This is a genomic window from Ketobacter sp. (assembly GCF_003671495.1).
GTDB lineage: Bacteria > Pseudomonadota > Gammaproteobacteria > Pseudomonadales > Ketobacteraceae > Ketobacter.
This window is the reverse complement of the sequence record NZ_RCHN01000023.1, coordinates 145,969-171,465: the sequence shown is the minus strand read 5'-3', so window position 1 is coordinate 171,465 and position 25,497 is coordinate 145,969. Positions and strand designations below refer to the sequence as shown.

At 57.8% G+C, this 25,497-nt stretch carries 20 protein-coding genes; 10 read left to right on the top strand and 10 right to left on the bottom strand.

Annotation, left to right across the window (positions count from 1 at the left end; genetic code table 11):
• Positions 1–10: 10 nt before the first annotated feature.
• The 3 genes from D9N14_RS12655 to D9N14_RS12645 are packed head-to-tail and all read left to right on the top strand — an operon-like array spanning position 11 to position 1,934.
• Complete coding sequence (locus tag D9N14_RS12655; RefSeq protein WP_290580189.1) at positions 11–616, top strand: LemA family protein; 606 nt, start codon at positions 11–13, stop codon at positions 614–616.
• Positions 616–1,317 carry a TPM domain-containing protein gene (locus D9N14_RS12650; RefSeq protein ID WP_290580187.1) on the top strand — a complete coding sequence of 234 codons (702 nt, stop codon included), beginning with the start codon at positions 616–618 and terminating at the stop codon, positions 1,315–1,317. The genes D9N14_RS12655 and D9N14_RS12650 overlap by 1 nt, the downstream gene beginning before the upstream one ends.
• The gene (locus D9N14_RS12645) at positions 1,317–1,934 is read left to right on the top strand and encodes a TPM domain-containing protein (RefSeq protein ID WP_290580185.1); all 618 of its coding nucleotides are present in this window, start codon (positions 1,317–1,319) and stop codon (positions 1,932–1,934) included. Before D9N14_RS12650 ends, D9N14_RS12645 begins: the two co-directional genes overlap by 1 nt.
• Positions 1,935–1,974: 40 nt before the next feature.
• On the opposite strand, the gene D9N14_RS12640 is transcribed toward D9N14_RS12645, so the two are convergent.
• The 4 genes from D9N14_RS12640 to tssI are packed head-to-tail and all read right to left on the bottom strand — an operon-like array spanning position 1,975 to position 8,902.
• Positions 1,975–2,883 (bottom strand): hypothetical protein, encoded by a 909-nt coding sequence (locus D9N14_RS12640; RefSeq protein ID WP_290580183.1) that lies wholly within the window; start codon positions 2,881–2,883, stop codon positions 1,975–1,977.
• Positions 2,884–2,892: 9 nt separating this feature from the next.
• Positions 2,893–5,901 carry a toxin VasX gene (locus tag D9N14_RS12635; RefSeq protein WP_290580181.1) on the bottom strand — a complete coding sequence of 1,003 codons (3,009 nt, stop codon included), beginning with the start codon at positions 5,899–5,901 and terminating at the stop codon, positions 2,893–2,895.
• A gap of 30 nt (positions 5,902–5,931) precedes the next feature.
• A complete protein-coding gene (locus D9N14_RS12630) occupies positions 5,932–6,588 on the bottom strand; it encodes a peptidoglycan-binding protein (RefSeq protein ID WP_290580179.1) in 657 nt (218 codons plus the stop codon).
• A 22-nt stretch (positions 6,589–6,610) separates the two neighbouring features.
• Complete coding sequence (gene tssI, locus D9N14_RS12625) at positions 6,611–8,902, bottom strand: type VI secretion system Vgr family protein (RefSeq protein WP_290580177.1); 2,292 nt, start codon at positions 8,900–8,902, stop codon at positions 6,611–6,613.
• A 91-nt stretch (positions 8,903–8,993) separates the two neighbouring features.
• Between tssI and D9N14_RS12620 the strand changes: the two genes are divergently transcribed.
• A complete protein-coding gene (locus D9N14_RS12620) occupies positions 8,994–9,734 on the top strand; it encodes a nitroreductase family protein (protein ID WP_290580175.1) in 741 nt (246 codons plus the stop codon).
• A 12-nt stretch (positions 9,735–9,746) separates the two neighbouring features.
• Here the strand turns inward: D9N14_RS12620 and D9N14_RS12615 are convergent, their stop codons facing one another.
• Positions 9,747–11,363 (bottom strand): methyl-accepting chemotaxis protein, encoded by a 1,617-nt coding sequence (locus D9N14_RS12615; protein WP_290580173.1) that lies wholly within the window; start codon positions 11,361–11,363, stop codon positions 9,747–9,749.
• A 160-nt stretch (positions 11,364–11,523) separates the two neighbouring features.
• Between D9N14_RS12615 and D9N14_RS12610 the strand changes: the two genes are divergently transcribed.
• The 3 genes from D9N14_RS12610 to D9N14_RS12600 all read left to right on the top strand — a co-directional run bounded on the left by D9N14_RS12610 (position 11,524) and on the right by D9N14_RS12600 (position 14,163).
• A complete protein-coding gene (locus D9N14_RS12610) occupies positions 11,524–11,790 on the top strand; it encodes a DUF4212 domain-containing protein (RefSeq protein WP_290580171.1) in 267 nt (88 codons plus the stop codon).
• Between the two features lie 11 nt (positions 11,791–11,801).
• Positions 11,802–13,532: a sodium:solute symporter family protein gene (locus tag D9N14_RS12605; RefSeq protein ID WP_290580169.1), complete on the top strand. Its 1,731-nt coding sequence runs from the start codon at positions 11,802–11,804 to the stop codon at positions 13,530–13,532.
• 133 nt (positions 13,533–13,665) lie between these two features.
• Positions 13,666–14,163, top strand: a complete 498-nt coding sequence (locus D9N14_RS12600; RefSeq protein ID WP_290580167.1) for a hypothetical protein — start codon at positions 13,666–13,668, stop codon at positions 14,161–14,163.
• A 344-nt stretch (positions 14,164–14,507) separates the two neighbouring features.
• Here D9N14_RS12600 and D9N14_RS12595 read toward each other — a convergent pair whose 3' ends face one another.
• The 4 genes from D9N14_RS12595 to D9N14_RS12580 all read right to left on the bottom strand — a co-directional run bounded on the left by D9N14_RS12595 (position 14,508) and on the right by D9N14_RS12580 (position 19,046).
• Entirely contained in the window at positions 14,508–16,082 is a 1,575-nt protein-coding gene (locus tag D9N14_RS12595) for an OmpP1/FadL family transporter (protein ID WP_290580165.1), read from the bottom strand.
• A 145-nt stretch (positions 16,083–16,227) separates the two neighbouring features.
• Positions 16,228–16,989: an ABC transporter permease gene (locus D9N14_RS12590; RefSeq protein WP_290580163.1), complete on the bottom strand. Its 762-nt coding sequence runs from the start codon at positions 16,987–16,989 to the stop codon at positions 16,228–16,230.
• Positions 16,986–17,924, bottom strand: coding sequence for an ABC transporter ATP-binding protein (locus tag D9N14_RS12585; RefSeq protein ID WP_290580161.1), 939 nt, complete (start codon positions 17,922–17,924; stop codon positions 16,986–16,988). The genes D9N14_RS12590 and D9N14_RS12585 overlap by 4 nt, the downstream gene beginning before the upstream one ends.
• Positions 17,925–18,110: 186 nt before the next feature.
• Positions 18,111–19,046 (bottom strand): oxygenase MpaB family protein, encoded by a 936-nt coding sequence (locus D9N14_RS12580; protein ID WP_290580159.1) that lies wholly within the window; start codon positions 19,044–19,046, stop codon positions 18,111–18,113.
• Between the two features lie 231 nt (positions 19,047–19,277).
• On the opposite strand from D9N14_RS12580, the gene D9N14_RS12575 reads away from it, so the two are divergent.
• The 3 genes from D9N14_RS12575 to D9N14_RS12565 all read left to right on the top strand — a co-directional run bounded on the left by D9N14_RS12575 (position 19,278) and on the right by D9N14_RS12565 (position 22,905).
• A complete protein-coding gene (locus D9N14_RS12575) occupies positions 19,278–20,243 on the top strand; it encodes an alpha/beta hydrolase (RefSeq protein ID WP_290580157.1) in 966 nt (321 codons plus the stop codon).
• 179 nt (positions 20,244–20,422) lie between these two features.
• Complete coding sequence (locus D9N14_RS12570; RefSeq protein WP_290580154.1) at positions 20,423–22,276, top strand: putative nucleotidyltransferase substrate binding domain-containing protein; 1,854 nt, start codon at positions 20,423–20,425, stop codon at positions 22,274–22,276.
• Positions 22,273–22,905, top strand: coding sequence for an exonuclease domain-containing protein (locus D9N14_RS12565; protein ID WP_290580152.1), 633 nt, complete (start codon positions 22,273–22,275; stop codon positions 22,903–22,905). Before D9N14_RS12570 ends, D9N14_RS12565 begins: the two co-directional genes overlap by 4 nt.
• Here the strand turns inward: D9N14_RS12565 and D9N14_RS12560 are convergent.
• Positions 22,902–25,433 (bottom strand): EAL domain-containing protein, encoded by a 2,532-nt coding sequence (locus D9N14_RS12560; protein WP_290580150.1) that lies wholly within the window; start codon positions 25,431–25,433, stop codon positions 22,902–22,904. The genes D9N14_RS12565 and D9N14_RS12560 overlap by 4 nt on opposite strands.
• Between the last annotated feature and the right edge of the window lie 64 nt (positions 25,434–25,497).

Below are 25,497 nucleotides of genomic sequence, written 5' to 3'. Positions count from 1 at the left end.
GAAACCATCCATGTTCCACACACTGTTTCGACGATTTGCCCTGATCAGCGTGTTGCTGGGCAGCCTGTTGACCCTCAGCGGCTGCGGCATCAACAACATCCCCACGCTGGACGAACAGGTGAAGGCCGATTGGGCCCAGGTGCAGAACCAGTACCAGCGGCGCGCCGACCTGATCCCCAATCTGGTGTCCACCGTCAAAGGCTATGCCGCCCACGAGCAGGAAACCCTGCAGGCGGTGGTGGAAGCCCGCGCCAAGGTGGGCTCCATGCAGGTGGACAGCAGCATTCTCAACAACCCGGAACAGCTGCAGCAGTTTGAAGCGGCGCAAGGTCAGCTCAGCAGCGCCTTAAGCCGCCTGATGGTGGTGGTGGAACGCTACCCTGACCTGAAAGCCAACCAGAACTTTCTGGCCCTGCAATCCCAACTGGAGGGCACCGAAAACCGCATCTCGGTAGCGCGCCGTGATTTCATCCAGTCGGTGAGCGCGTATAACACCGAGATCCGCACCTTCCCCGGTCGCATCTGGCACAGTCTGCTGTACAGCGACATGCCCCTGCGCGAAACCTATGAAGCCACCACCAGCGGTGCCGAAGAAGCGCCCAAGGTGGAGTTCTGATGCTGCGCGCAACGCTGTTGCCACTGCTGCTGTGCCTGACCACGCTTGGCAGTGCGGGCGCAGCCCCCAGTTTTCCGGCCCTCAGCGGGCGCGTGGTGGACCAGGCCAATATGCTGGCAAGCAGCACCGAACGCCGCCTTAGCCAGCAATTGCAGGCCCACGAAAACGCCACCGGCAATCAGCTGGTGGTGGTCACTCTGCCCAACCTTCAGGGTTACGACATTGAGACCTTCGGCTATCAACTGGGGCGCCACTGGGGCATCGGCCAGCAAGGCAAGAACAACGGCGTGCTGTTCATCGTGGCGGAAAAGGAGCGCCGCATGCGCATCGAAGTGGGCTATGGACTGGAAGGCACCCTCACCGACGCCATCAGCGCCAACATCATTCAAACCATCGTGCGACCGGCCTTTAAACGGGGCCAGTTTGAACAGGGCATCGAAGCCGGCACCAGCGCCATCATCCAGGCACTGGGTGGCCAGTACCAAATGCGCAAAGCCCAATCCAAAAGCAAGCTCAGTAACTGGATCATCATCCCCATTATCCTGTTCCTCATCTTTCGTGGCTTTGGTGGCCGCGGCGGCTTCGGCGGCAGACGGGGTGGGATCTACTATGGTGGTGGCGGCTTTCGCGGAGGTTCCGGTGGCGGATTTTCCGGCGGCGGTGGCAGTTTTGGAGGCGGCGGCGCCTCGGGGGGGTGGTAATGGCTTTATTCACGGAATCCGAATTGAAACAGGTGGCGGATGCCATCAACAACGTAGAGCAGCATACGGATGCAGAGCTGGTGACGGTGCTGGCCCGTCAGTCCGACGATTACGTTTACATCCCTACACTGTGGGCGGCCATCATCGCCTTGCTGCTGCCCCTGCTGCTGAAATTCACCCCCTTCTGGCTCAATGGCGACGAGCTGCTGATGCTGCAGTGGTTTAACTTTATTGCCCTGGCGCTGCTGTTCCGCGTGCCCCCCATCATGATGAGCCTGGTGCCCAAATCCGTAAAACGCTGGCGCGCCGCCAACCTGGCCCGACGCCAGTTCCTGGACAACAACCTGCACCATACCAAGGGTGAAACCGGGGTGCTGATATTCATCGCCGAAGCCGAGCATTACGTGGAGATCATCGCCGACCGCGGCATCAGTCAGCATGTGGCCAATGACCAGTGGCAGGGCATCGTGGATGATTTGGTGGCCAGCATTAAACGCAAAGACACCCTGGCGGGTATGCTGAAATGCATCGAGGCCTGTGGTGAAAAGTTAAAGCAGCACGCCCCGGCCACGGAAAGCAAGAATGAGTTGCCAAATCATTTGGTGGTGCTGGGGTAGTGACGAGCTGTGGTGCTGATCACCACAGTAGCCACCCCGATCATTCACCCATGTCGATTTTCCTGAGGAGCGTTTCCAATTGCTGGTCAAAGTCCTGGGGCTTGGGGTCGATTCGAAAATAAAATGGAGGGCGCCCATGCCAATCCTCCGACCAGACGGCATCACGCCCCTGTTCCATGAACTTCACTATGGCAATCAGCACATTGTCCTGCAGGATTCGGGCGTTCACCAGCGGGTTGCCGGAGGGTTGCAGTGGGTAGGATACCAGCCAGGGGCGTTCGTTTTCGTCTTTGGGGTCCAAGCGCCGTAGATACATAAACAGTGACTGAAAATTGCTGGCATAGGACAATCTATCATAGCGCTGTGCCCAGACCTCACCAAATCGCCATGTATAAACAATACGCCTCTCCCGGTCGAAAAATAGCGGTGCATGGCGCCGCATCGACACAGACCAAGTACCCAGAAAGAGCAGGATGGTAATGGGTATGGACGTCATCAGGATGTCGGTTTGGCGGGTTCGATCCGGATAGGCGTAAAAATCATGACTGTAACGCATTTGAGTCATATAGGTCATGAAGGGGAGGGTTCGGCCTTCGAAGACTGAGAGATATTTCGGCAATGAGGTACTGTCTGAAGCGGTAATATAATCATCTCCATGCTTTTCGATTTCCAGATCGATGCGCCACAACCCGCTTTTCTCCGCGCCTTTCCAGGAGCGATAGACATCCTCTCCTTGAAGACACAGCACCGCCACCATACCCAGCATCCAGGGAATAAAGAACATATTACGCAGGGCCACATAATTGTCTTTAAACGCCAGTGTTATTCGATCAATCCCCAGAACCGGGGGCGTCGGCTTTTTGAAACGCGGCAACTCGCGGCTCAGTAACTGTGCTGATTCGTCAGCGAGCGGTTTGGCGACAGGCAGGCTCTTTACTATTCGCAACATTCAGACCTTTCAGGCAACTTCTTCATTGATCATACCCACCACAGGACTCTCAATCAGTCCGTCGTCGGTCAGATAGCGCATCGGAACGACCGTGTTGGGGGTGGGTTTATAGGCCCAGAACAATTCAATATCCTCCTGGGTTTCGAACTCCACCTCTACGTTCGTAAAGCCATCCCGCTCCTCAAACCTGGCGGATTCCATGGCTTTGCCTAGCTTTTCAGTCAACGCCTTATTCTCCCGCCATACACCGGCACTGAAAACATCAAAATCAATATGACGAGTGCGCAACTCAAACAAAATATCGGACACACCAATCTGAAATCTCGGCAATGAGAATTTTAAAGAGAACGTTCGCGTGTCTCCGGAGGTATCAAACCAACCTTCCGTATCCGAAAGTTCCAATGCCGGCATGTTCAGGTAGTTCATAAACTCCTGCAATTCAATCTTGTACGCGGACAGCATCTTTGAATTGCTCTTCATTTCTTTGGCATTATCAATTCGTCTATCAATGCCAGGCCTTTCTTCAACAAATTCCCAAAACCCATAACGACTACTCACACCCCAGAAACAATTCTCCAGTAGCCGCTGAAAATCCGATTTCCCATACACCCACAACAATGTGGCACCAGCCCCCAGACACAATAACCCGACCCCAACGGCAATCAACCCAGGCACCGCCCCCACACCGGTGGCGGTGGCACCCCCACCCGCAGTAGTGGCTGCAGCTCCCACACCATAAATGGTGGCCGCCGCAATAACAACCGAACCCAATGCCAGGGTGAAGTGGCCAGCCGCTTCACCTCGATTGTCGCCCTGCCAGGAGTTGATGCCGTTCCAGACCGAAGCCGTGGCCGAGGCAAAGTTTGCTACCACGATGACGCGGGATAGCATCTGTGACCCCAGCAAAGTCCCCAGCGCCGAAGCCCGTTCACTCAGCTTCGGTGCCAGCGAGGCGATCACCTGATTCGATGCATTGGATGTTACTTTCGCCGAAACGCCCACCGCGGCTCGGCTGATGGTCAACACATCCACCGTCAACGACGTCACAGCGGATGCGAATTGAATCAGGCCATGCACCGTATGGCCACGCTGCAAGGGATCATTATCATAATACTCAGCCTGGAAATACAAGTCATAGATGGCATGGCAGTTAGCATAGGCAGATAAACCCGCAAAGCCGGACTCTGCCGCCACCCCAATACCCTCACCCACACTTTTCGGCACAACGAAAGAGAATCGTTTTCCAGGCAGGCGGGTAATTTCAATTTCCGACAGCTCCACATAGCGGGGTATGGTGGTCTTTTGAGTTTTTTGCCCCCAATCGAACATTTTTTGGGCTCGGGATAAGGCCTTTTCTGCCGCCTTCAGTACATCATCCCCCGCTGTACCAGGGTAAGACCGGGCGGACGCTTCAATCTGCTCTGCCAGAATCTGCCCCAGCTTCTCTGGGGTATACCGCACCCGGTTGGCGTTATCCACCGTCATCCCCATAGCTTGGTGGACATAAGGAATCACCTGATTGACGGTGTACTTGTAAACATTGGCCAGAAAGCGATTCTTGGCTCGTACCGACACCTGGGCCTCATAAATGGAGAACACTGCAATTTTGGCCCACAGTGGGCCCAGTTGCTGCAGCAGTTTATCCATGCCGGCGCCCACCTTGGCCGCCCAGTCCAGCTTGTTCTGCGGGGCAGTCACTATGCCTTTGAACACATCAAAAAATGCCACATAGGCATTCTTTTCGTTGTTGAAGTCTTCTAGAATTTTCTCGAGCGCAGAATTTCCCCGATCAGAGGATAGTATTCCATTAAAAATACCCGCACCGATCTCGCACAATTTGGTCAACTCTGCGGTTGCTTCGTCCCCTTTCGTTGCATTCTGGCAGAAAAATTTCTGGAAATAGTTATCCAGTGAACCGACCTTACCGGTCACCCCCGAACCGTGCATGAATCCCCGATAGAGTTCCGCGAACTGCTCCTGCCGGGTGGCGAAGCCCTTGAACTCCTGTTCAATCCGGGTCCAATACTGGTCGTATTCCCCCCAGTTTATCGATTCCTTCAATACATCCTGCAACGCTTCATCGTTGGATTGTTTCAGCTGCCCCACTAGCTGCCCAATGGTGAATGGATAAAGGTTCTGCGATGCATAGGCCTTCTCCCACAGCGCCAACTTGGCGTGCACCTCAGCGATGTCTCTTTGTCTGCCGACCGGATCATGCAATGCCACCACGCGGGCGGTTTCACCCGGTTTGGTTTTGCGTCTCAGCGCTAGTGCAATCTGGTCCGCATCCATGTCGTAGCTGGACTGAGTCGTCAGCACGTCGAGCGCCAGGTCTTTCACACTGGGATCTGTACTGCTGTTTTTTATCCGTAACAGGCGCGCCTTCTGTTCCCGATAATCCTCAACCAAGCGCGCCAGATTATCCGCAGTGGCCGGCACCGCCGCCGGATCATCACTCTTAAGCTTGATCCTTTGCATGGACGCAGCCCGCTCACCCGCATCTCCGTTCATTTTATCGATGATGTTGGGGTGCCACTCGTGCTCACTGTACGCAATACTGATTTCAGTGACCTCTTTGCGCACAAAAACGAAGGGATAGCCTCCTTTGATGCCTCCTGATGTATCTTCTTTAAGCCCCCCCTGTGCGTTCACTCCATTAGCGAACTGGTATTTTGGAAATCGCTCTTCCAGCTGCCCGTTGTTCTCCACCGGTGCATATTTGAATATCTGGAAGTGGCCGCCGTTCGGGCCATCCTCTTCCCGTATGTAGATCCAGCCAGGTCGCAGCAATCGTGGCACATAGCCGTTGGTACTATTCAGGTCTGCCGCATCCAGCATGGCCGAGAGTGGAGGCGGTTCCGTTGGTGCGAGCAACGATTCCTCAAAGAAGTTTGCATAGGCGTAGCGCACCGGATAGATCGGAGTAACGATCGTACCCACAACCAGGGTATTGACTTCGTTCAATGCAACGGGCCTGGGCTCTACACCGGCAGCGGGCGGGGTTTGATTAGTGGTCATGTTGGGTTCCAGTGCGGATGATGCGTTTAATCAACACCCAAAATCTTTTTGGGCAGCATGATAGATGTCGGGTGATGGTTGTCCATCGACGGTCATATTGCAGGCGGCCTGATACGACATTATTCCTTCTTTGGTACGCCTGCCATAAATGCCATCGACTACGCCACAATCATGCCCAAGGCTGTTGAGCCTGGCTTGCAAACCGGCGAGCGTATCCGCAGGATCAAGGTGCGCCAATTGCAGCTCGAACCGATGGCTGGGTTCTGTCATGTCTGGATCTGCGAACACGTCCAGGTGCATGACTTTGACATTGGGATCATCCACTTCGAGTTTGAGCGTGCCGTCTGTACCGCTGACCACCGGCTTCTTGTTTCCATTGATGGAAAGCTCAGCAGGGACTTTGCTTTTGGGTCGTCCACTTTCATCCAACAGGCGTAGCGTGAGCTTCTGCGTTTCCCGATCCACATAAAAAACATGATGAGCACCGGTTCGAACCGTGACACTTTTGCTTTCAGTTTGCGGGATCTGGATTTCATCACCGGCACAAATGATATTGGGGTTGGGTCGCTTTTTTCGAAACGCAGCATTGGCGTCATGAAAGTAAATATCCCGCCAATTTGCGATCTTATGCTGGCGGGCGATGGTGAAGAGGTTTTCGCCTTGCTGAACGATATGAGTGGTTGGCATGGTTTCAGGTCTTCAAATGAATTTATTTCCAGGGCTCGCTGTCCGGAAAGCTGACTTTGCAATCCCCCTTGGGTAGCCCCTGAATACGGGCCACACCGTTTGCGTCGGTGACACCCGTGTATTGCTTGCCGTTTTTGTCCGTCACCACATACCGGGTGTTGGCAATGGGGTTGCCCTGGGTATCGCACATCTCCAGGCTTACGTTATCCGGAAGCGCTTCAATCTGTTCGCGGGTGATGCTGGTATCTCGACTCGCCACTGCCACCCTCGTCACCGCCTCATCCGGATTCGCCTGCCCACCGGTGACCGACTGGGTGCTGACCACCTTGCTGGCCACCGGGGCGGTGTTGGGCATGGCCGGTGCGCTGGCGCTGCCGGGTTTGTCGCCCTGATCGGCGGGTTTGGGTTGACGGGGGGGCGTGATCACGGCGGGTCGGCCCGGGGTGGCCGCGCCGCCGGTGTTGATGCGGACCATAGGGCCTTTGATGGTGACGCCGCTGGGGTCCAGTTTCACCAGGCCGCCACCGGCCTTCAGGGTCAGCTCCACTCCGGCCTGGATCACCAGCGACATGCCGGCTTTTAGCACAATGTCCTGACCGGCCTGCTCTACATAGGAGCCGGAGATTTTAATCTGCGCCGCCTGCCCGACGTTCTGCGACAGGTTCTGGCCGATCTTCTGATGATGGTTTTGTTTAATGGTGGTGTGCTGGTCGGCACCCACAGCCTGATTCAGGTGATTGCCCACGGTGGTGTGCTGTTCGTTGCCCACCCACTCCTTCCAATCGTTTTGGGTATACAGATCCAGATCCTTTTCGCTGTGCAGGTAGATCTGCTCCTGGCCTTTTTTGTCTTCGATGCGCAGTTCGTTGAAACCGCCTCCGCCGGGGCTGCTGATACTTTTGAACGCGGTGCGGGTTTTGTGGGCGGGCAAGGGATAGGGCAAGGCGTTGGTGCCGTTGTAGAGGGTGCCTGTGACCAGGGGGCGGTCCGGATTGCCTTCCAGAAATGAGACGATGACCTCCTGGCCGATGCGGGGGATCGCCATGGCGCCCCATTGGTTGCCCGCCAGGCCCTGGCTGACCCGCAGCCAGCAACTGCTGGCCTCGTCATACTGGCCTTCCCGGTCCCAGTGGAACTGGACCTTCACCCGCCCAAACTGGTCGGTGTAGATTTCCTCCCCCGCCGGACCGGTAACGAAGGCAGTCTGGGTGCCTTCCACCCGGGGCGGCGGCGTGATGGCCGGGGCACGAAACGGCAGGGACGCGGGCATGGCACCGAATTCACAACTGAAGCGGCTGCCCTCACTGCTGGCGCCCTGCCCCAGGGATTGGGGCTGGCGCCCCTGCACCCGCACCGACAGCAGAATCGCCTCGGCATTCAGGTCCTGGCGCGGGTGGTCTTTCACCGAGAAGCGGTAGCCCGGCCACAGCCGCGGGCAATCCGATTCGCCTTCGATGTTCTGGCGTTGGGCCTGGTGGGCTTCCAATTGCAGCCTGGCGTAGCGCTCACCCTGGGCGGGATCATTGAAATCCCCGCGATAGTGGTATTGTTCCAGACCCTGATAAGGGCCGGCCTGCCCGCTCTTGTCCAGCCGCAGCTGGCTCTTCTCAAAGAAGTAATCCCGCAGGGTGACCTTGCCCGGCCGGATGGCGGCACGGGCGTGCAACCGGTAGATGGACTCCTGATCCGACACCATGCCCGTGCGTTCCCTGTAGCGCACAGCACGGGCACCGGCAATGGGCTGGAAGCGCCCGTTGTGATCACAGATCACCAGGGTATGACGATCCGCGTGGTGTTCAAAAAAGTAGAAGAGCCCCTCTTCCTCCAGCAGCCGGCTGATGAAGTGGAAATCCGTTTCGCCATACTGGGTGCAGTACTCCCGCACCGGATACCGCCCGGTAAGATCCAGGCTCACATCCTGGCCCTGGATATTGGCTTCCTTCAACACCTGGCGGATGATCTCCGGGACGGTTTTTTGCTGGAAGATGCGCAGGTTGCTGCGGTAAAGCAGAAACGCCAGCTTCGGCACCAAAGTGACGGTATAGAGGGTGAACGGATGGCCGCTTTCCCCCTGCCGGATTTGCAGGATCTCACCATGGAAATAGTGCGGATGGCGCTCATCAAACAGGGTCAGGAGGCCATTTTTGCCAACCAGCTTTTCCAGCGCCAGGGCACTGTTTTCGCAGGCCAGCTCCACTTCACAGCGAAACAGGTCGGAAACCGCCGCCTTTATGTCAAATCCCACCACCCGCAGGGTGTCCGGCAGGCTGGGAATCTGGAATAAAAAGCGAGTCACATTGGCAGGTACGGTCATGGGGTCAGCACTTGGGTTTTGTTAGCCTAGCGTCATACGGAATATCCGCGCTCTGAATAAAGACAGCGCCCTAACAAAGATCGAGGCCCTAATGACCGACTACCGTGACGAAGCCACCGCCCCCAAGACCAATATTGAGGAGTTCCGCAAGATCGTGGAAAGCCGACGCTCCGTGCGCCGTTTTACCGCCGATCCGGTGCCGGATGAGGTGGTGGAGGACTGTCTGGATCTGGCCATGCTGGCCCCCAATTCCTCCAACCTGCAGCCCTGGGAGTTCTACGTGGTGCGGGACCCGGCCGTGCGCGCCAAACTGGCGGAAGCCTGCCTGGGCCAGAACGCTGCCACCACGGCCCAGGTGCTGATTCCCATCATTGCCCGCCCGGACACCTGGAAACAGAACAGTCTGCGCAACCTGGAGTTCTGGCCGGAAGAGACCATGCCCAGGATCATCAAGAACTACTATTCCAAGCTGGCCCTGATTCATTACAACCCGGGCCCGCTGGGTTCCTTTGGCCTGGCCAAGAAAGCCATGGGTCTGGTGGCGGGCCTGAAACGGGCGGTGCCGCGGGGGCCCTACGGCATCAATGAGATGAAGACCTGGGCGGTGAAGTCAACCGCACTGGCGGCGGAGAATATGATGCTGGCGTTCCGCGCCCATGGCTATGACACCTGCCCCATGGAGGGGTTTGACGAACACCGGGTGCACAAGATCCTGGACCTGCCCTCAGACGCCATCGTCACCATGATATTGGGTGTGGGCAAACGGGCCGAAGACGGCATCTATCACCGCCGCTACCGTTTTCCGCGGGAGGAGTTTATTCACCGTATCTAGGCCGGGGGGCGTCTACTCCTCGATCTTCACCTGGCGGCTGACCTCAGTGAAGGATTTGATGCTCTCCCGCATTTGGATGCTGAAGCGATCGGCCCGCTGTATGCGGTTGCTGACATTCACCGACAGCTCATCGATCAGATGGGCCCGGTCGCTGATGGCGCGGATCTCCTGGATCTGGGTTTCCGCCAGTTCATGCACGGACCGGTTCAGGCTGTAGAGGGATTCCACAAAATCAAAAATGGTCTGGAGCGAAGAGATGACTTCCGTACTCATCTCGGAATTGCGCTCCGCCACTTTTCTGCTTTCCACAATCACCGCCACCGCGTTATCGGCCTGGGTTTGCAGGGCATCGACGGTTTTGCGGATTTCGCCGGTGGATTCCTGGGTGCGCTGGGCCAGGGCGCGAACCTCGTCGGCCACCACCGCAAAGCCACGCCCCTGCTCGCCGGCCCGGGCGGCCTCAATGGCAGCATTCAGGGCCAACAGGTTGGTTTGCTCGGCAATGGCGCTGATGGTGGAGACCACCGTGTTGATGGACTGGGTCTGTCGCGCCAGGGAGGCAATGGCGGCTTCCGCCTGGGCCAATTGCTCCCCCAGTTCCCGCACAATGGTATTGGCCTCACCCAGGGTGGAACGGCTCTGGCTAACCTGGTTGCGGGCGCCTTCGGTGGCGAACTCTGCTTCCACCAGGGCCTGCTGCATGGTGTCAGAGTTATTGCACAGCTGCTCCACCTCCCGAATCACCAGCACGCTCTCTTCTGTTTGGCGTTCCACAAATTTCACGGCATCCTGCACCGAGAACAGCAACGCGTAGGAATAACCGGAGTTCATGTTGGAGGCCCCGATGATCTGGGAGATAAAGCGCTGGTAGGTGCGGACGATCTTGCGGGAGCAATCCGCAATCACCCCCAGTTCATCGTGGCTTTCGTAATCCAGAGTGCGCGTCAGATCCCCCGCTGCGATACCGGACAACTTGTCAGCAATCAAACGCGCCGGCCGCGCCACCCGGGCAGCGATGAACAGGAACAGGCCGAGCATCAGGCCCAGCAATACCAACAGGCTGACAATCACCAGGCGCACATGACTGTCCAGCGTCTGCTGCGCGTTGGCCAGATCGGCCCGGGCATAGTCGGCAATACGGGATTGTACCGCCGCTATCCGGTCGTTGATGGCTTCCGCCGCACCATCAAACTGGGCCATTATGCGGTTACCGGACTCGGGACCGCCCTCTATATAGGCCTGGGCCATGTTCTGCCCCACCTCGTAATATTTGGTAAAAACCGGTTCCATATCCCGATAGAACTTCTGATTCTCCTGATCCAGTTTCATCAGCTGATTCAGGTTTTGCCGGAACTGGTCATGGGCGGCCCTGGCCTCGTCAAAGCCGTCGTCCAATCCATCCTGGCCCCGGGTGGCACTGATGTCGGTGAGCCACTGCTGGACTTGAATTGTATTGATGCGGGCTTCATAGCCCTGCTGGATGATGGGAAGCATCACCGTTTCATTGTGGCGCAATGCCTGACGCAGGCTTTGAACATCCTGCCAGATCAGCAGTGACAGCCCTGCCACTGCCACCACCAGCACCAGACCAATTGCCGTAACTGATTGTTTTATATTTAACTTTCCCATACCACACTCGATCTCAACCGAAACCATTCCTTTATAGAGTCTATGCAATTTCGGCGGATTCGCTAACCGCTCGACCAACGTCTAATACCCAACCTATATGGGCTGGTTTAAAACGTTTTATGTACAACGACAATAAAACAAGCATTCGGAGGGTTCGTGTATGGCGTTCAAGAGCAAGGAAGACGCGACCGCTTACTGGGCCGCCAACGTCAAGTTGATGCTGACGCTGTTGGTGGTGTGGTTCGTGGTGTCTTTTGGTTTCGGAGTGATTCTGGTGGATGTGTTGAATCAAATACAGCTGGGTGGTTACAAGCTCGGCTTCTGGTTCGCGCAACAAGGTTCCATCTACACCTTTGTGGTGTTGATTTTCGTCTATGCGAAAAAGATGGGGCAGTTGGACCGTAAGTACGGCGTGGACGAGAAGTGAGGTAAAACACCATGGATCTGCAAACCTTAACCTATATCGTGGTGGGCTTTACCTTTGCCCTGTACATCGGCATCGCCATCTGGGCCCGGGCCGGCTCCACCAAAGACTTTTACGTAGCCGGTGGCGGGGTTCACCCCATTTCCAACGGCATGGCCACGGCGGCAGACTGGATGTCAGCGGCGTCCTTCATTTCCATGGCCGGCATGATTGCGTTCATGGGCTACGGCGGTTCGGTGTTCCTGATGGGCTGGACCGGTGGCTTTGTGCTGTTGGCCATGCTGCTGGCACCCTACCTGCGTAAATTCGGCAAGTTCACGGTGCCGGAATTCATCGGTGATCGTTACTACTCCAAAGCCGCCCGCATCGTGGCGGTGGTGTGTTTGATCATCGCCTCGGTGACTTATGTTATCGGCCAGATGAAAGGCATCGGGGTGGCGTTCTCCCGCTTCCTGCAGGTGGATTACGGCACCGGCTTGCTGGTGGGCATGGGCATCGTGTTTGTCTATGCAGTACTGGGTGGCATGAAAGGCATCACCTATACCCAGATCGCCCAGTACTGTGTGCTGATTTTTGCCTACACCATTCCGGCGATTTTTATCTCCCTGAACCTCACCGGCAACCCGATTCCGCAGCTGGGCCTGGGCTCCACCATGGCGGGGACGGATACGTTTCTATTGGACAGGCTGGACCAAGTGGTGACCGAGTTGGGGTTCCATGAGTACACGACGCAATCGAGGCTTAGTCAGCTCAATATGTTCGTGTACACCATGTCCCTGATGATCGGTACAGCCGGTCTGCCCCACGTCATCATCCGTTTCTTCACTGTACCCAAGGTGGCGGACGCCCGCACTTCCGCCGGCTGGGCCCTGGTGTTCATTGCCATTCTGTACACCACTGCGCCTGCAGTTGCCGCCATGGCGCGCATGAACTTCATGAACACCATTGAACCCACCAAGGGCAATTACATGACCTATGATGAGCGCCCCAACTGGTTCAAGAACTGGGAAACCACCGGTTTACTGGAGTTCAAGGACAAGAACGGTGACGGAAAGGTGCAGTACAGCGCCAACCCGGAGGTCAACGAAATGGTGACCGTGGACCGTGACATCATGGTACTGGCCAACCCGGAAATCGCCCGCCTGCCCAACTGGGTGATCGCGCTGGTGGCCGCCGGTGGCCTGGCCGCGGCTTTGTCCACAGCCGCCGGGTTGTTACTGGCCATCTCGTCTGCCATCTCCCACGATTTGTTGAAAGGGGTGTTCATGCCGGACATCGACGAGAAGAACGAGTTGATGGCCAGTCGGGTCGCCATGGCCGGGGCCATCGCCGTGGCCGGCTACCTGGGCTTCAATCCGCCGGACTTTGCCGCCGGGACGGTGGCGCTGGCGTTTGGTTTGGCGGCGTCCTCGATCTTCCCGGCGTTGATGATGGGTATCTTCAACAAGCGTATCAACAAGGAAGGGGCCATTGCCGGTATGGTGGCCGGGATCACCGTGACCCTGCTGTATGTGTTCCAGCATCAGGGCATCATGTTCGTGGCCAGCACGGCCTTCCTGGGTGATCTCAAGCCCAACTGGTTCTTCGGGATTGAACCCAACGCCTTCGGTGCCATTGGTGCGGTGGTGAACTTTGCGGTGGCCTTCCTGGTCTCCCGGGTGACCCAGGAACCGCCAGAGCACGTGCAGGAAATGGTGGAAAGCATCCGTATGCCGGCCGGCGCCGGGGATGCCCAAGCCCACTGATCTGTAACCCACGGCCCGGACACAATCCGGGCCAGACCCCAAGCCTCCGTCACCACAAGTACTGGGGGCTTTTTTTTGGGTACTATACTGACGCCAATACACAGTCGACAGCCAGCAACCATACGAGTCGCACATGTTTCGCAACAAACACATTATTGTCGCCCTGATCGTAGCCCCCATCCTGGCGGTGATCGGTTACCTCGCCACCGATGCCTTGGTGGGTGAGAAACCCCACAAGGCAGAAGCCGGGCAATCCTATTCCCTGGTGGCACTGCCCAACTGCCGCTACCCCAGCGGACATTGCACCCTGAAGAACGCAGAGTTCCAGGTGGATGTCAGCGTGGACCAGGCCGGTGTCAACCGCATGACCCTGAGCCTGACCGCAAAGCATCCGCTGCAGGGCGCCAAGGCGGCCCTGGTGGAGAATGCCCAGCAACCCGGTGATCCGGTGGACCTGACCGCCACCGACAACAGTGCCCAACACTGGACTGTGGACCTCAGTGGCGACCACACCGAGCTGAGCACATTACGCCTGGTGGTGGCCGCTGCGGACGCCATCTATTTCGGGGAAACCGGGCTCACCTTCATCGACTACCAAACCAGTTTTGGCAAGGATTTCCGGCACGAGTAGTTCCGGTGTCGAAAAACTTTTCACCAAGCTGTCACCATTCCCGGGCCAGGGCCGTTAATTGGTTGTAATTTAAACGGTTTCGAAAAGCGGCCCGTAATATGCAAATTCCCTCCCGTGCCGGATGGTTTCATTCGGCCAGTTGCAAACATTTTTCTTTTTTGTGTTTATTGATTTGTATTCATCCAATTGGGGGGTGAGTTGCATGACTCCATTGTTCAAGTTGTTTCTGATGTGTTCCGTCACGCTGTTGGCCGCCATCAACGTGGCCGATGCCTTTATCCTGGCCCAGATGCCGGAAGCCGTGGAGCTGGCGGCGCAATAGCGGCAACCTGATTGAGCACCCGTCAGAAGCGCGCCTGGTAACTGAGTTCAATCAGGTAGGCGCGCACGTCGGTCTTGAGGTTGACACCGGCATAGGGGTTGTAGATCAGCTGGTGGTAATCGTTGGCATTGCTGCTGGTATTGTCCGCGGCGCTGTTTTCCGACACCAGCATGCCGACGCCCACTTCCAGCAGACTGTTGCTGCCCGGCGCATAGGCAAACCCGGCCCCCACCAGATAGGCTTCGCCGAAGGGCGCCAGGTAATCCGCTTTGTCGGTCGGAATGGAGTTGCCCCGATCCTCATAGCCAAAGCGCAACGCCAGCCGATCGTTGTAACGGTGCTCCACGCCCAGGGCCCAACTCCAGACACTCTCGTAGCCGCGGGGAAACGCGAGGGAGGAACGGCTCACCTGCTCCGGCGCTAGAAAACTCAGCACCGGTAAGAACTCCGGGGCGGTGTCGAATTCCAGCTTGAACTGGTCCCACTGGGCGGTGTCGGTCCACTTGAGGTCGGTGTTGAGTTTCCAATCCGGGGTCAGCGCCACGCTTACACCCAAGGCAACATGCTGCGGCACGGTAAACTCCAGGGAGGCTTCACCCTCCTCCACCGCCACCCCCTTGGGTAATGCCAACAGACCGGTGGTGGCATCGCCGATCACCGTGCCATTCAAACCGCCAAAGAATCCCAGCCAGTCCTCGCCGTAAGTGATTTTGAAATCCCCCTGCAATTTCTTGCTGGCTCCGCTTTGGTAGACCATGCCCACAGCCAACCAGTCGTTGGGCTCCCACAGCAAGCCCAGGTTGAACGCGGGATTCAGATAGTTTTCCACCTCCACCTGGATGTTGCCGATGTCGGTGAACGGGCCCAGATCACCTTCACACAGATTGACCACTTCGCTGAGTTCCGGCAACTGACACAACACACCGCTCAGACTGTCCACCCCCACCAGGATGGCGTTGGGCAGCCGAAAATCCAGGTCGATGCCAACCCCGGTATAGTTGAAATGCAGGCCCATGCCAAAGGTCAACTGGTCGTTGATGGGAAAGGCCACCGTGGGGGAAAAATACGTAAGATGGGTCAGCCCCAGTTCGTTCCCCTGATACCGCAGGGGGCCGTTCTCGGAGCGCTTGTAACCCACAATCATGGGCGCAAACACCGAAGTGCCCATGACGAACTGGCCGCCGTTCCATTCCACGGCCGCCCCCCCCAGGGGCGCCACCAGCACCGGAATTTCGGTGAGGCCAAAAAAGGGCAGCATGACCGACACATCCGAGGTGGCGCTCTCGCCCTCCTGCACGGGATCCGCAGCGTCGTCGTACCCGAACTGATCCATCAACTGCCGGTAGCGATCCGAGCGCTCCACCGTACCGCTGATGGTGAACTGGCCGGCGATCACTTTCAGCTGATACTGACGGCCTTTGATTTTGTACAGCCCGGCAGGGTTGTAATGAATGGAATCGATCCCCGGTGTATCAGCGGTCACTGCATTCGCTAATGACAGGGCCTTGGCACTCCCCACCGTCAGATTCTGAGCCAACTGTGCGTGGCCTGGGCTGGCGAGACACAACAGAATGCATCCCAGTAGTGATTTCTTCATAGGTCCGGATACAGCAACCTCTCCGGTCAACTCCGCAGCATTTTTCTTTTAATGCTATTGGGTTGACGCGGGTGCTGCCTAGTCCGAATGAAGGGTTTTTGGCACTATTTGTGACTGATGAGTTCTCTTTAATGGATGCGCAACATCAGGTTTTCAGTCGATAGCCGGTTTTGAAGATCCACCACACCCCCAACAGGCACAGGATCAGGAACAGCGCCGTCATGGCCAGGCTCACCGCCACGTTCACGTCCGCCACCCCGTAAAAACTCCAGCGAAAACCGCTGATCAGATACACCACCGGATTGAACAGGGTGATGGTCTGCCACAGGGGCGGCAGCATGTTGATGGAATAGAAACTGCCGCCCAGAAACGCCAGTGGGGTCACCACCATCAGCGGAATCAGCTGCAGTTTTTCAAAACCATCGGCCCAGATGCCGATGATAAAACCGAACAGGCTGAAGGTGATGGAGGTCAGCACCAGAAAGCTCAACATCCAGATCGGGTGCTCGATGTGATAGTCCACAAAGAAACGCGCCGTTACCAGGATCAGGGCACCCACAATAATGGATTTGGTGGCCGCCGCCCCCACGTAGCCCATCAGGATCTCCACGAAGGAGACCGGCGCCGACAGAAGTTCATAAATGGTGCCGGCAAAGCGGGGAAAATAAATACCAAAAGACGCGTTGGAAATACTCTGGGTCAGCAGGGTGAACATCACCAGTCCGGGAATGATAAAGGCGCCGTATTCCACACCATCAATGGCCACCATGCGGGAGCCGATGGCCGAACCAAACACAATAAAGTAGAGGGATGTGGACAACACCGGCGACGCAATGCTCTGCATCAACGTACGCCAGGTGCGGGCCATTTCAAATTTATAGATGGCGCGAACAGCGTAGAAGTTCATGGGCGCGCCTCCCGATTGCCACGGACCAGATTCACAAATATTTCCTCCAGGGAACTCTCGCTGGAATGCAGATCCCGAAAATCAATGCCGTTGTTGTTGAGCTCCCGCAACACCTGAGCAATACCGGTGGTTTCACTCTGCACATCAAAGGTGAAGGTGAGGGTATTGCCATCCTCCGACAGGCTGAGGGGATAGCTTTGCAAGGGCGCGGGGATCGCCGTTAACGGTTGTTGCAGGTAGAGGGTTAACTGCTTCTTGCCCAGTTTCTGCATCAACGCTTTCTTCTCGTCCACCACCACGATTTCACCTTTGTTGATGACGCCGATGCGGTCTGCCATCTCTTCGGCTTCTTCGATGTAATGGGTGGTCAGGATGATGGTCACACCCTGTTGACGCAGTTCCCGCACCATCTCCCACATATCCCGCCGCAGTTCCACATCCACTCCGGCGGTGGGTTCATCCAGGAACAGAATTCCGGGCTCATGGGAGAGGGCCTTGGCGATCAACACCCGGCGTTTCATGCCCCCGGACAGCTCCATGATGCGGTTATGACGTTTGTCCCACAGGGACAGATCCCGCAACACTTTTTCAATGTGGGCATCGTTGCGCGGCTTGCCAAACAGGCCGCGGCTGAACGCCACCGTGCTCCAGACGCTTTCAAAAGAATCCGTGGACAACTCCTGGGGCACCAAGCCGATGATGGAGCGGGCAGCGCGGTAGTCTTTCACCACATCAAAGCCATCCGCCAACACCTGGCCCGCGCTGGGATTCACAATGCCGCAAATAATACTGATCAACGTGGTTTTGCCGGCGCCGTTGGGGCCCAGTAACGCAAATATTTCACCACGCTGAATGTCCAGATTGATATTGTTCAGAGCCTGGAAGCCGCCCTCATAGACCTTGGACAGATTCCGAACGGAAATAACCGGCTGCACGCAGAATTCCTTTTATTGAAGGTTTGGATCGTGTGTTTGGCCAAACATGGGGAGAGCAAAGACTAACAGAGCCCTGTGCAAACCGACAGGTGCATTCGTGCCAACCCGAAACAGAGGCAAGCGGGGAACGATGTTGATAACGGCAGGAAAAAAAGCGCCGGCTAAAACGGAACCGGCGCTAGAGGCTTAGAGTTGATAGGCCTGGGGATGTTCGCGGGCATCCCGCACAATGCGCCAGATGGAAGGCAGGTACTGCTTCTCTTCGGGCAACATGGGATAGAAGGTACGCACGGTCCAGGCGAAGGAATTGAATAACAACTGGTCCAGCTTGTTGTAACGCAGGCCGATGCGTGTGCGGAACTGTTCAGGCAACGTGCCGACGATCACCTTGTGCTGGGTATATCCCCACACCAGGGCAATGGCTTTCCACACCGGCATGGGCATTTTCGACTTGGGCGGACGCGGGTAATTCTTGTAGATGAACAGCGGGTCCAGCAGGTCATCCAGCACCGGCCCCTTTTCCAAAACGTTGTCCAGAATGTGGTTATAACGCTCCCAGTACTCCGCTTCGGTCTGCGGCAGGCTGCGGTCGATGATGCCCAGCATGGTGCCCATGGCTTTCCATTCTTCAAACAGCATCGCCCGCTCTTTGGGGGTCAAACGATGATTGCTGAAATAGCGATACAGGCGCAGCAGGGCATCGTAACCGGTCATATGCACAAAGGCGTAGGCTTCCGGGTCCAGGGCATGGTACTTCTTGCCGTTGCTGTCGGTTCCTTTGATGGAGCGATGCAGCTCCCGCAGGCGCACCCCCATATCAATGGCATCCTGGGGCTTGGAATACACCACCGGCCACAGCAGCTTGAGGGAATCCTTGGCCCGACCCCAGGGATTGAGCTTGTACTTTTTGTCCACGCTCACAGCGCGATCCACCATGGGATGGGCTGACTGCAGGATAAATGCCTGGGGCAGAATGAACTGATACAGATAGGTTCCAAAATCCCGCCACATAAGCGAGTCCGGGCCCAGCTTGCGGATAGCGTTTTCGGCATCCAGGTTGCTGGCTTTCACCGATTTGATTTCAACCACGCTGTCTGCGGTGATCGAGTGGGATGTAGACATTATGGATTCTCCTGTATATCCATTCACCAACATGAGACATGAGGAACAATATGTCTCATGTTGGCAAAAGGCAAGAGCCGGTTACATATTTTCTAAACTAAGTGGACAAAGTCAGCCGCTGGTTACAGGGTTCGGCCATATTCAGGCCGCGCCACTTTAAGCCGCATGACTTAAATCGTGGTATAGTCCGTCTGGCCCTTAGCCCGACATGCACCATCAAAGAGGAAGGTTATGACCCAAGCCAGCCCCACAGTGACCCAGAGCTTCCCATGGACGCGCCAGGACGTGCGTTTCACCAGCACCGATACCCACTGCTCCGCCTGGCTGTACCTGCCCAGCGCGCAAAGCGCCCACGCCAAGCCAGGCCCTGCCATCGTGCTCGGCCACGGTCTGGGCGCCATTAAAGAGATGGGATTGCAGCCTTACGCAGAAGCCTTCGCCGATGCGGGTTATGTGGTGCTGGTATTCGATTATCGACACTTTGGCGAGAGCGGCGGTGAACCCCGTCAGTTGCTGGACATTCAGCGGCAACTGGATGACTGGGCAGCGGCGCTCACCTATGTGCGCAGCCTGGACCCGGTGGACCCGGAGCGGGTGGCCATCTTTGGCAGCTCATTTGGCGGCGGGCATGCCATCATCACCGCGGCGCGAGATACACGGGTCGCGGCGGCCATCGCCCAGTGCCCCTTCACCCACGGCATCGCCTCGGCCCTCTGCCTGGGGCCTTTGGGTCTGGTGAAGGTCAGTGCAATCTCGGCGCTGGACACCGCCGCCGGCGTGCTGAAACGGAAACCGAAAATGATCAACCTGGCGGGTGCGCCCCATTCCGCCGCTCTGATGAACGCCGCGGACGTGGTCTCTGGTTACCATGCCCTGTTACCGGAAGGCATCCACCACGAAGAGAAAGTGGCGGCCCGGGTGGGTCTGGCCATCAGCCGGCATTTTCCCGGACGTTACGCCCGCCAGGTGCAGTGCCCCATCCTGTTTGCGGTGTGTGATCAGGACAGCGTGGCACCCGCTGGCCCCACTCTGCGCTACGCCCGACAGGCCCCCAGGGGAGAGGTTATCCGCTACCCCATCAAGCATTTCGACATCTATCTGGGTGACGCCTTCAAGCACGCCATTGCGGATCAGCTGGCGTTTTTGCGCAAGCATGTGCCGGTTTCTGTGGCTGACACTGAGTCTGACGTTGGGTGAGCATTTGTGCAGATTGAAGCGTTATGTAACGCTCAGGACGGTATCAACAGCCAATCCACTGCAGATTCCAGGTCACCGAATATTTCCACCCTGCGGTACTGCCTACCCCACAACCAAAGTCTAATCGCCCACAGCCTGCACATCCGCTACCATAAACCAAATCCCAGCGGATGAACCCCATGACCAGCGATCCCAACCACCCGGAAATACAGGCTGTTGCGGACTTTTTGCGTCAGTGCCTGCCCTTCAATGAGCTGCCGGAGGCCGCGCTGCAGGAGACCGCCCGTCAGATTCGCATTGTCTACGTGCGCGAGGGCCACCCTTTCAGCGCCGCCAAAGATGAGTACTGCCTGCGCATCGTGCGTTCCGGGGCGGTGGAAATCCGTAGCAGCCGCAACCAGTTAATGGACCGGCTGGGGGAAGGGGAAAGCTTTAACATCCACGGCCTGGAGATGGGCGAGGAAGGGGTCCACGCCCAGGTGATCGAAGACAGCCTGATCTATCAATTGCCCCAGGTGCACTACGAATCCCTGCGCGCCCGTTTCCGGGATTTTGACCGCCACTTCCACAGCCAGCGCAGCCGGCGCCTGCGCCGCGCCGCCCGTTATCAACCCAACACCAACATGATGATGCTGCCCATCGACAGCCTGGTGAGCCGCAACCCCCTCACCCTGTCCCCGGACGCCTCATTGCAGGAGGCCGCCCTGGCCATGACCGGGCGCCGGGTATCGTCGGTGCTGGTGATGGAAGACAGCACCCTGTGCGGCATAGTCACCGACCGCGACCTGCGCAGCCGCGCCCTGGCCAAAGGCCTGCCCCTGGACACCCCCATCCGCGCCATCATGACCCCGCAGCCGCAGCACATTGAATCCAGCGCCAGCCTGTTCGATGCCATCCTGCTGATGACACAACAGGGCATCCACCATCTGCCGGTGCTGCAGGAAGGCCGGGTGTTCGGCATCATCACCTCCTCCGACCTGATGCTGGCGCGCAAGGATGATCCGGTGTACCTGGTGCAGCACCTGTCGCGGCAAACCACCACCGACGGCATGCGGGCCATCATCGAGACCCTGCCCAACCTGCTGGTGGAAGTGATCAAGGGGGGCATGCGCGCCCACCAGATCAGCCGGGTGTTGACCGCCATCAGCGACACCGTGACCAGTCGCCTGATCGAGCTGGCCATCGAAGAGCTGGGGCCGCCTCCGGTGCCGTTCTGTTGGCTGGGGTTCGGGTCCCAGGCCCGGGGGGAACAGTTGATCGGGGCCGACCAGGACAACGGCCTGCTGCTGGATGATCGGGCCACCGAGCAGGACCGCGCCTGGTTCACGCAGCTGGCGCAACGGGTCTGCGACGGGCTCAATGCCTGCGGTTACCCCTATTGCAACGGCAAGGTGATGGCCACCACCGATGAATGGCGGCAACCCCTGCAGGGTTGGAAAACCACCGTGGACCAATGGACCCGAACCCCCACCCCGGATGCGGTGATGCGGGTGTCGATCTTTTTTGATCTGCGGGCGGTGTACGGTGACCCGTCGCTGTGCCAGCGTTTGCAACAACACATGCTGTTGCGCACACAAAAGGACACCATCTTTCTGGCCGCACTGGCGGCCAATGTGTTGGAACAAACGCCGCCCCTGGGCATCTTTCGGCGCTTTGTGGTGGAGCGCAACGGCGAGCACCGGGATGAGTTCGACATCAAGAAGCGGGGGGTCATGCCCATTGTGGACCTGGTGCGGATTCATGCCCTGGCCCATGGAGTGGCTGCAGTGAATACCCGGGAGCGGGTTCAACAGCTGAAACAGAAAAAAGTGTTCACCATTGGCGATGGTCGCAACCTGCTGGACGCCTACGACACCATTCAGCAACTGCGGGTGGAAAACCAGAGCCGCCAGATCGCCGCCGGCCACCCCGCCAGTAATTATCTGAACCCGAAAGATCTGCCGGAGCTGGAACGTAAACACCTGAAGGACGCCTTCACCATTGTGCACGATTCCCAGGAAGCGTTGCGCAACCGTTATCGGCAGGGACTATGATGTCGTCCGCGTTGGGAATCAATCTGCAACGAATGTGGTGGCGCCACAAGGCCACCCACCCCACCCTGCAGGCACTGTTGTCGGAACCGCTGCAAAGCCAACCGTTCCAGCAGACCCGTTATGTGGTGATCGACCTGGAGACCACGGCGCTGGACCCGGAGCAGGGGGAAATCGCCAGCATAGCCTGGGTGGTGATCGAACAGGCCACCATCTGCCTGAACCAGGCGGCCCACTATCATGTGCGGCTGGAAAAAGAAGTGGGGCAAAGTGCGGTGTTTCACCAGCTCACCGATTCCGACCTGGAGCAGGGCGTACACATCAAGGAAGCGTTGGCAGCCCTGTTGCCGGTGTTGTCCCACAGCACCCTGGTGTTCCACAACGCCCATCTGGACATGGGGTTTCTCAACAAGGCCCTGCGCGCGCTGTGGGGCGCACCGTTACTGCTGCCGGTGGTGGATACCCTGCAGGTGGAGCGCAAACGCCTGCAGCAACGCACCGAAGCCATTTCCGCCGGCGACCTGCGCTTGTTCCAGTGTCGCCAGCGTTACGGCTTGCCGGATGTGCCGCTGCACGATGCCCTGGGGGATGCCCTGGCCACGGCGGAACTGTGGCTGGCCATGCAGCATTAATGGGTGGCCAGTTTGCGTGCCACTGCCAGGCCCACATCCGGCAGTAACGGCATCAGATCCTCCAGCGCCATGGCCTCATAGAAATAATAGCCCTGCACCACGTGACAACCCCGCGCCCGCACCAGTTCAATCTGCTCCCGGGTTTCCACTCCTTCGGCCACCACGTCCAACCCTAACCCTTCGGCCATGGTGGTAATGGCTCCCACCATGGCGCCACAGGACTTTTGGTCCGCATCCAGAAAGCAGCGATCAATCTTGATGACGTCAATGGGGTACTGGGCCAGGTACGCCAGGCTGCAACAGCCGGTGCCAAAGTCGTCGATGGCCAGCAATACTCCCAGCTCGTGTAATCCATTCAGCATGGAGAGCACCGTTCCGGATTCCGCCCCCAACACACCTTCGCTGATTTCCAGCTCCAGTGCCTGCGGCGGCAGACCGGATTCCTGCAGGGCATGGCGCACCGTGTCCACAAAATCCGGCTGCTCCAACTGGCGGGGCGACACATTCACCGACACCCGGAACGCCACCCCATGTTGTTGCCGCAAAGTGCATATGTCGCGGCAGGCCCGGGCCAGCACCCATTGCCCCAGGCTCAGGATATAGCCGGTGGTTTCCGCCATGGGAATAAAACGGTCCGGCGCGATGGTGCCATGCACCGGGTCGTGCCAGCGAATCAATGCCTCGAAGCCATTCACCGTGTGGGTGTCCACATCCACTTGCGGCTGGTAATAGAGCTGCAGGCGATTGCTGAGGAACGCCTGATGCAAGGCCTGCTCTATCATCATTTCATTGTGGTTGGCCTGGGCCATTTCCTGGGAAAACACATAGTATCCGTTGCGTCCGGTTTGCTTGGCCCGATACATGGCAATGTCCGCGTGCTTGAGCAGGTCGGCCTGGTTGTCGCCGTCATCCGGCGCCATGCTCAGCCCGATACTGGGCGTCACCGTCAGCGTGTTTAAACCCAGCTGAATCGGTTGCGCCACCGCCTCCAGTATTTTTAAGCAGATGCGCTCCACGTCCCGACGCCCATTCACATCCGGCAGAATCACCACAAACTCGTCCCCCCCCATGCGGCACACCGTATCGGAATCCCGCACCGCCGCCACCAGGCGGGTGGCCACCGTCTGCAACAGTTGGTCACCCACCACATGGCCAAGGGAATCATTGATGCGTTTGAAGTGATCCAGATCCAGCACCAGTACGCCCATTTTACGCCCGGTGCGGCGCACCCTGCGCAGTGCAGTCTCCACCCGGTCCTGCAGCAAGGTCCGGTTGGGCAGCCCGGTGAGCGCATCATGATGGGCCACATACTGGATATGTTCCGCCGCCTGTTTTTGCGCAGTAATGTCGTAAGCCACCAGCAGGTAGCCGGTGATGCTGTCATCGTGGGCACGCAGGGCGGTCACCGTCACATTCACCGCCACCCGGCTGCCGTCCTTGCGGGTATAGGTCCAATCCTGTCCCTGCACCACCCGGTTGCGGGCCTGCAGCACCAGCATGTCAAAATTGGGATCAACTTCGCGGCCCAGCTCATCCGACAGGGCCTGGGCATGGCGGTGCATCTCCGCTTCATCATGAAACATCAGCACCGAGCGTTGCTGCACCAGCTCGTCCTTGGCGTAATACAACATGCGCTCCAATGCCGGACTCACCGCCACGATGATGCCATTCAGGTCGGTGGCCACAATGCTGAAAGGGGAGTGATCGATGATGGACCGGGTCAGTTGATTGGCCTGGATCAGGGCCTGTTCCGCCGCCTTGCGCTGGCTGATATCCACCAACGCCACCGCATAGCCGGTGCCGGCCACTTCCACTTTTTTTACATCCAGAATGCGCGCGCCCACCACCATTTCCCAGCTGCCCTCGCCAGCCCGCAGCCAGTTGCAGAATGTCGCCTCATCCAACAGTGCGGCGTCGGTCTGATCGCGATCCACTTGACGACGGAACAGGGCAATCAACGCCCCTACCCGCTTTCCCAGCAGGCAGCCCTCCGCCCCGGATGGGAACAAGGCGCTGAAAAAACTGTTTTGATAGTGGATGCAGAGATCCTCATTGAGCACGATGACGCCTTCCTCCATAGCATCCAACGTCATGTAACAGAGGTTTTTCTCCCGCTCCAGCCGTTCGGCGTGTTGCCGCAACCGGGCCTGCAGCTGATGCCGCTCGCAGGCCTGCTCCAGCACCGGCGCAATCATATCCAGATACTGACCGTTCAGATCCTTCGAAATAAAATCAGCAGCCCCCGCCCGCACCGCCGCAAACACCAGCTGCATGTCCCGGGTGGAAGTCATCAGGATCAGGGGGATGTCCAGCTGGCGGTTACGCACTTCCGACAATAACTCAACCCCGCTCATCTGCGGCATATATTGGTCGGTCAGGATGACATCGAATGGGTGGTGGGCGAGCGCAGAGAGGGCGGCTTCACCGTTCTCCACATGGGTGACGGCAAACCCTTCCTGCCGCAGGAGGGACGACACGATCGCAGATTGGGTGCGGTCATCTTCGGCGTACAAAACATTCCAGGTCATGGCGGAACAGCGCTTCCTTGAGCTGCATATCTGCAGTTGCTAATAGACAGATCGTCAAAATTAC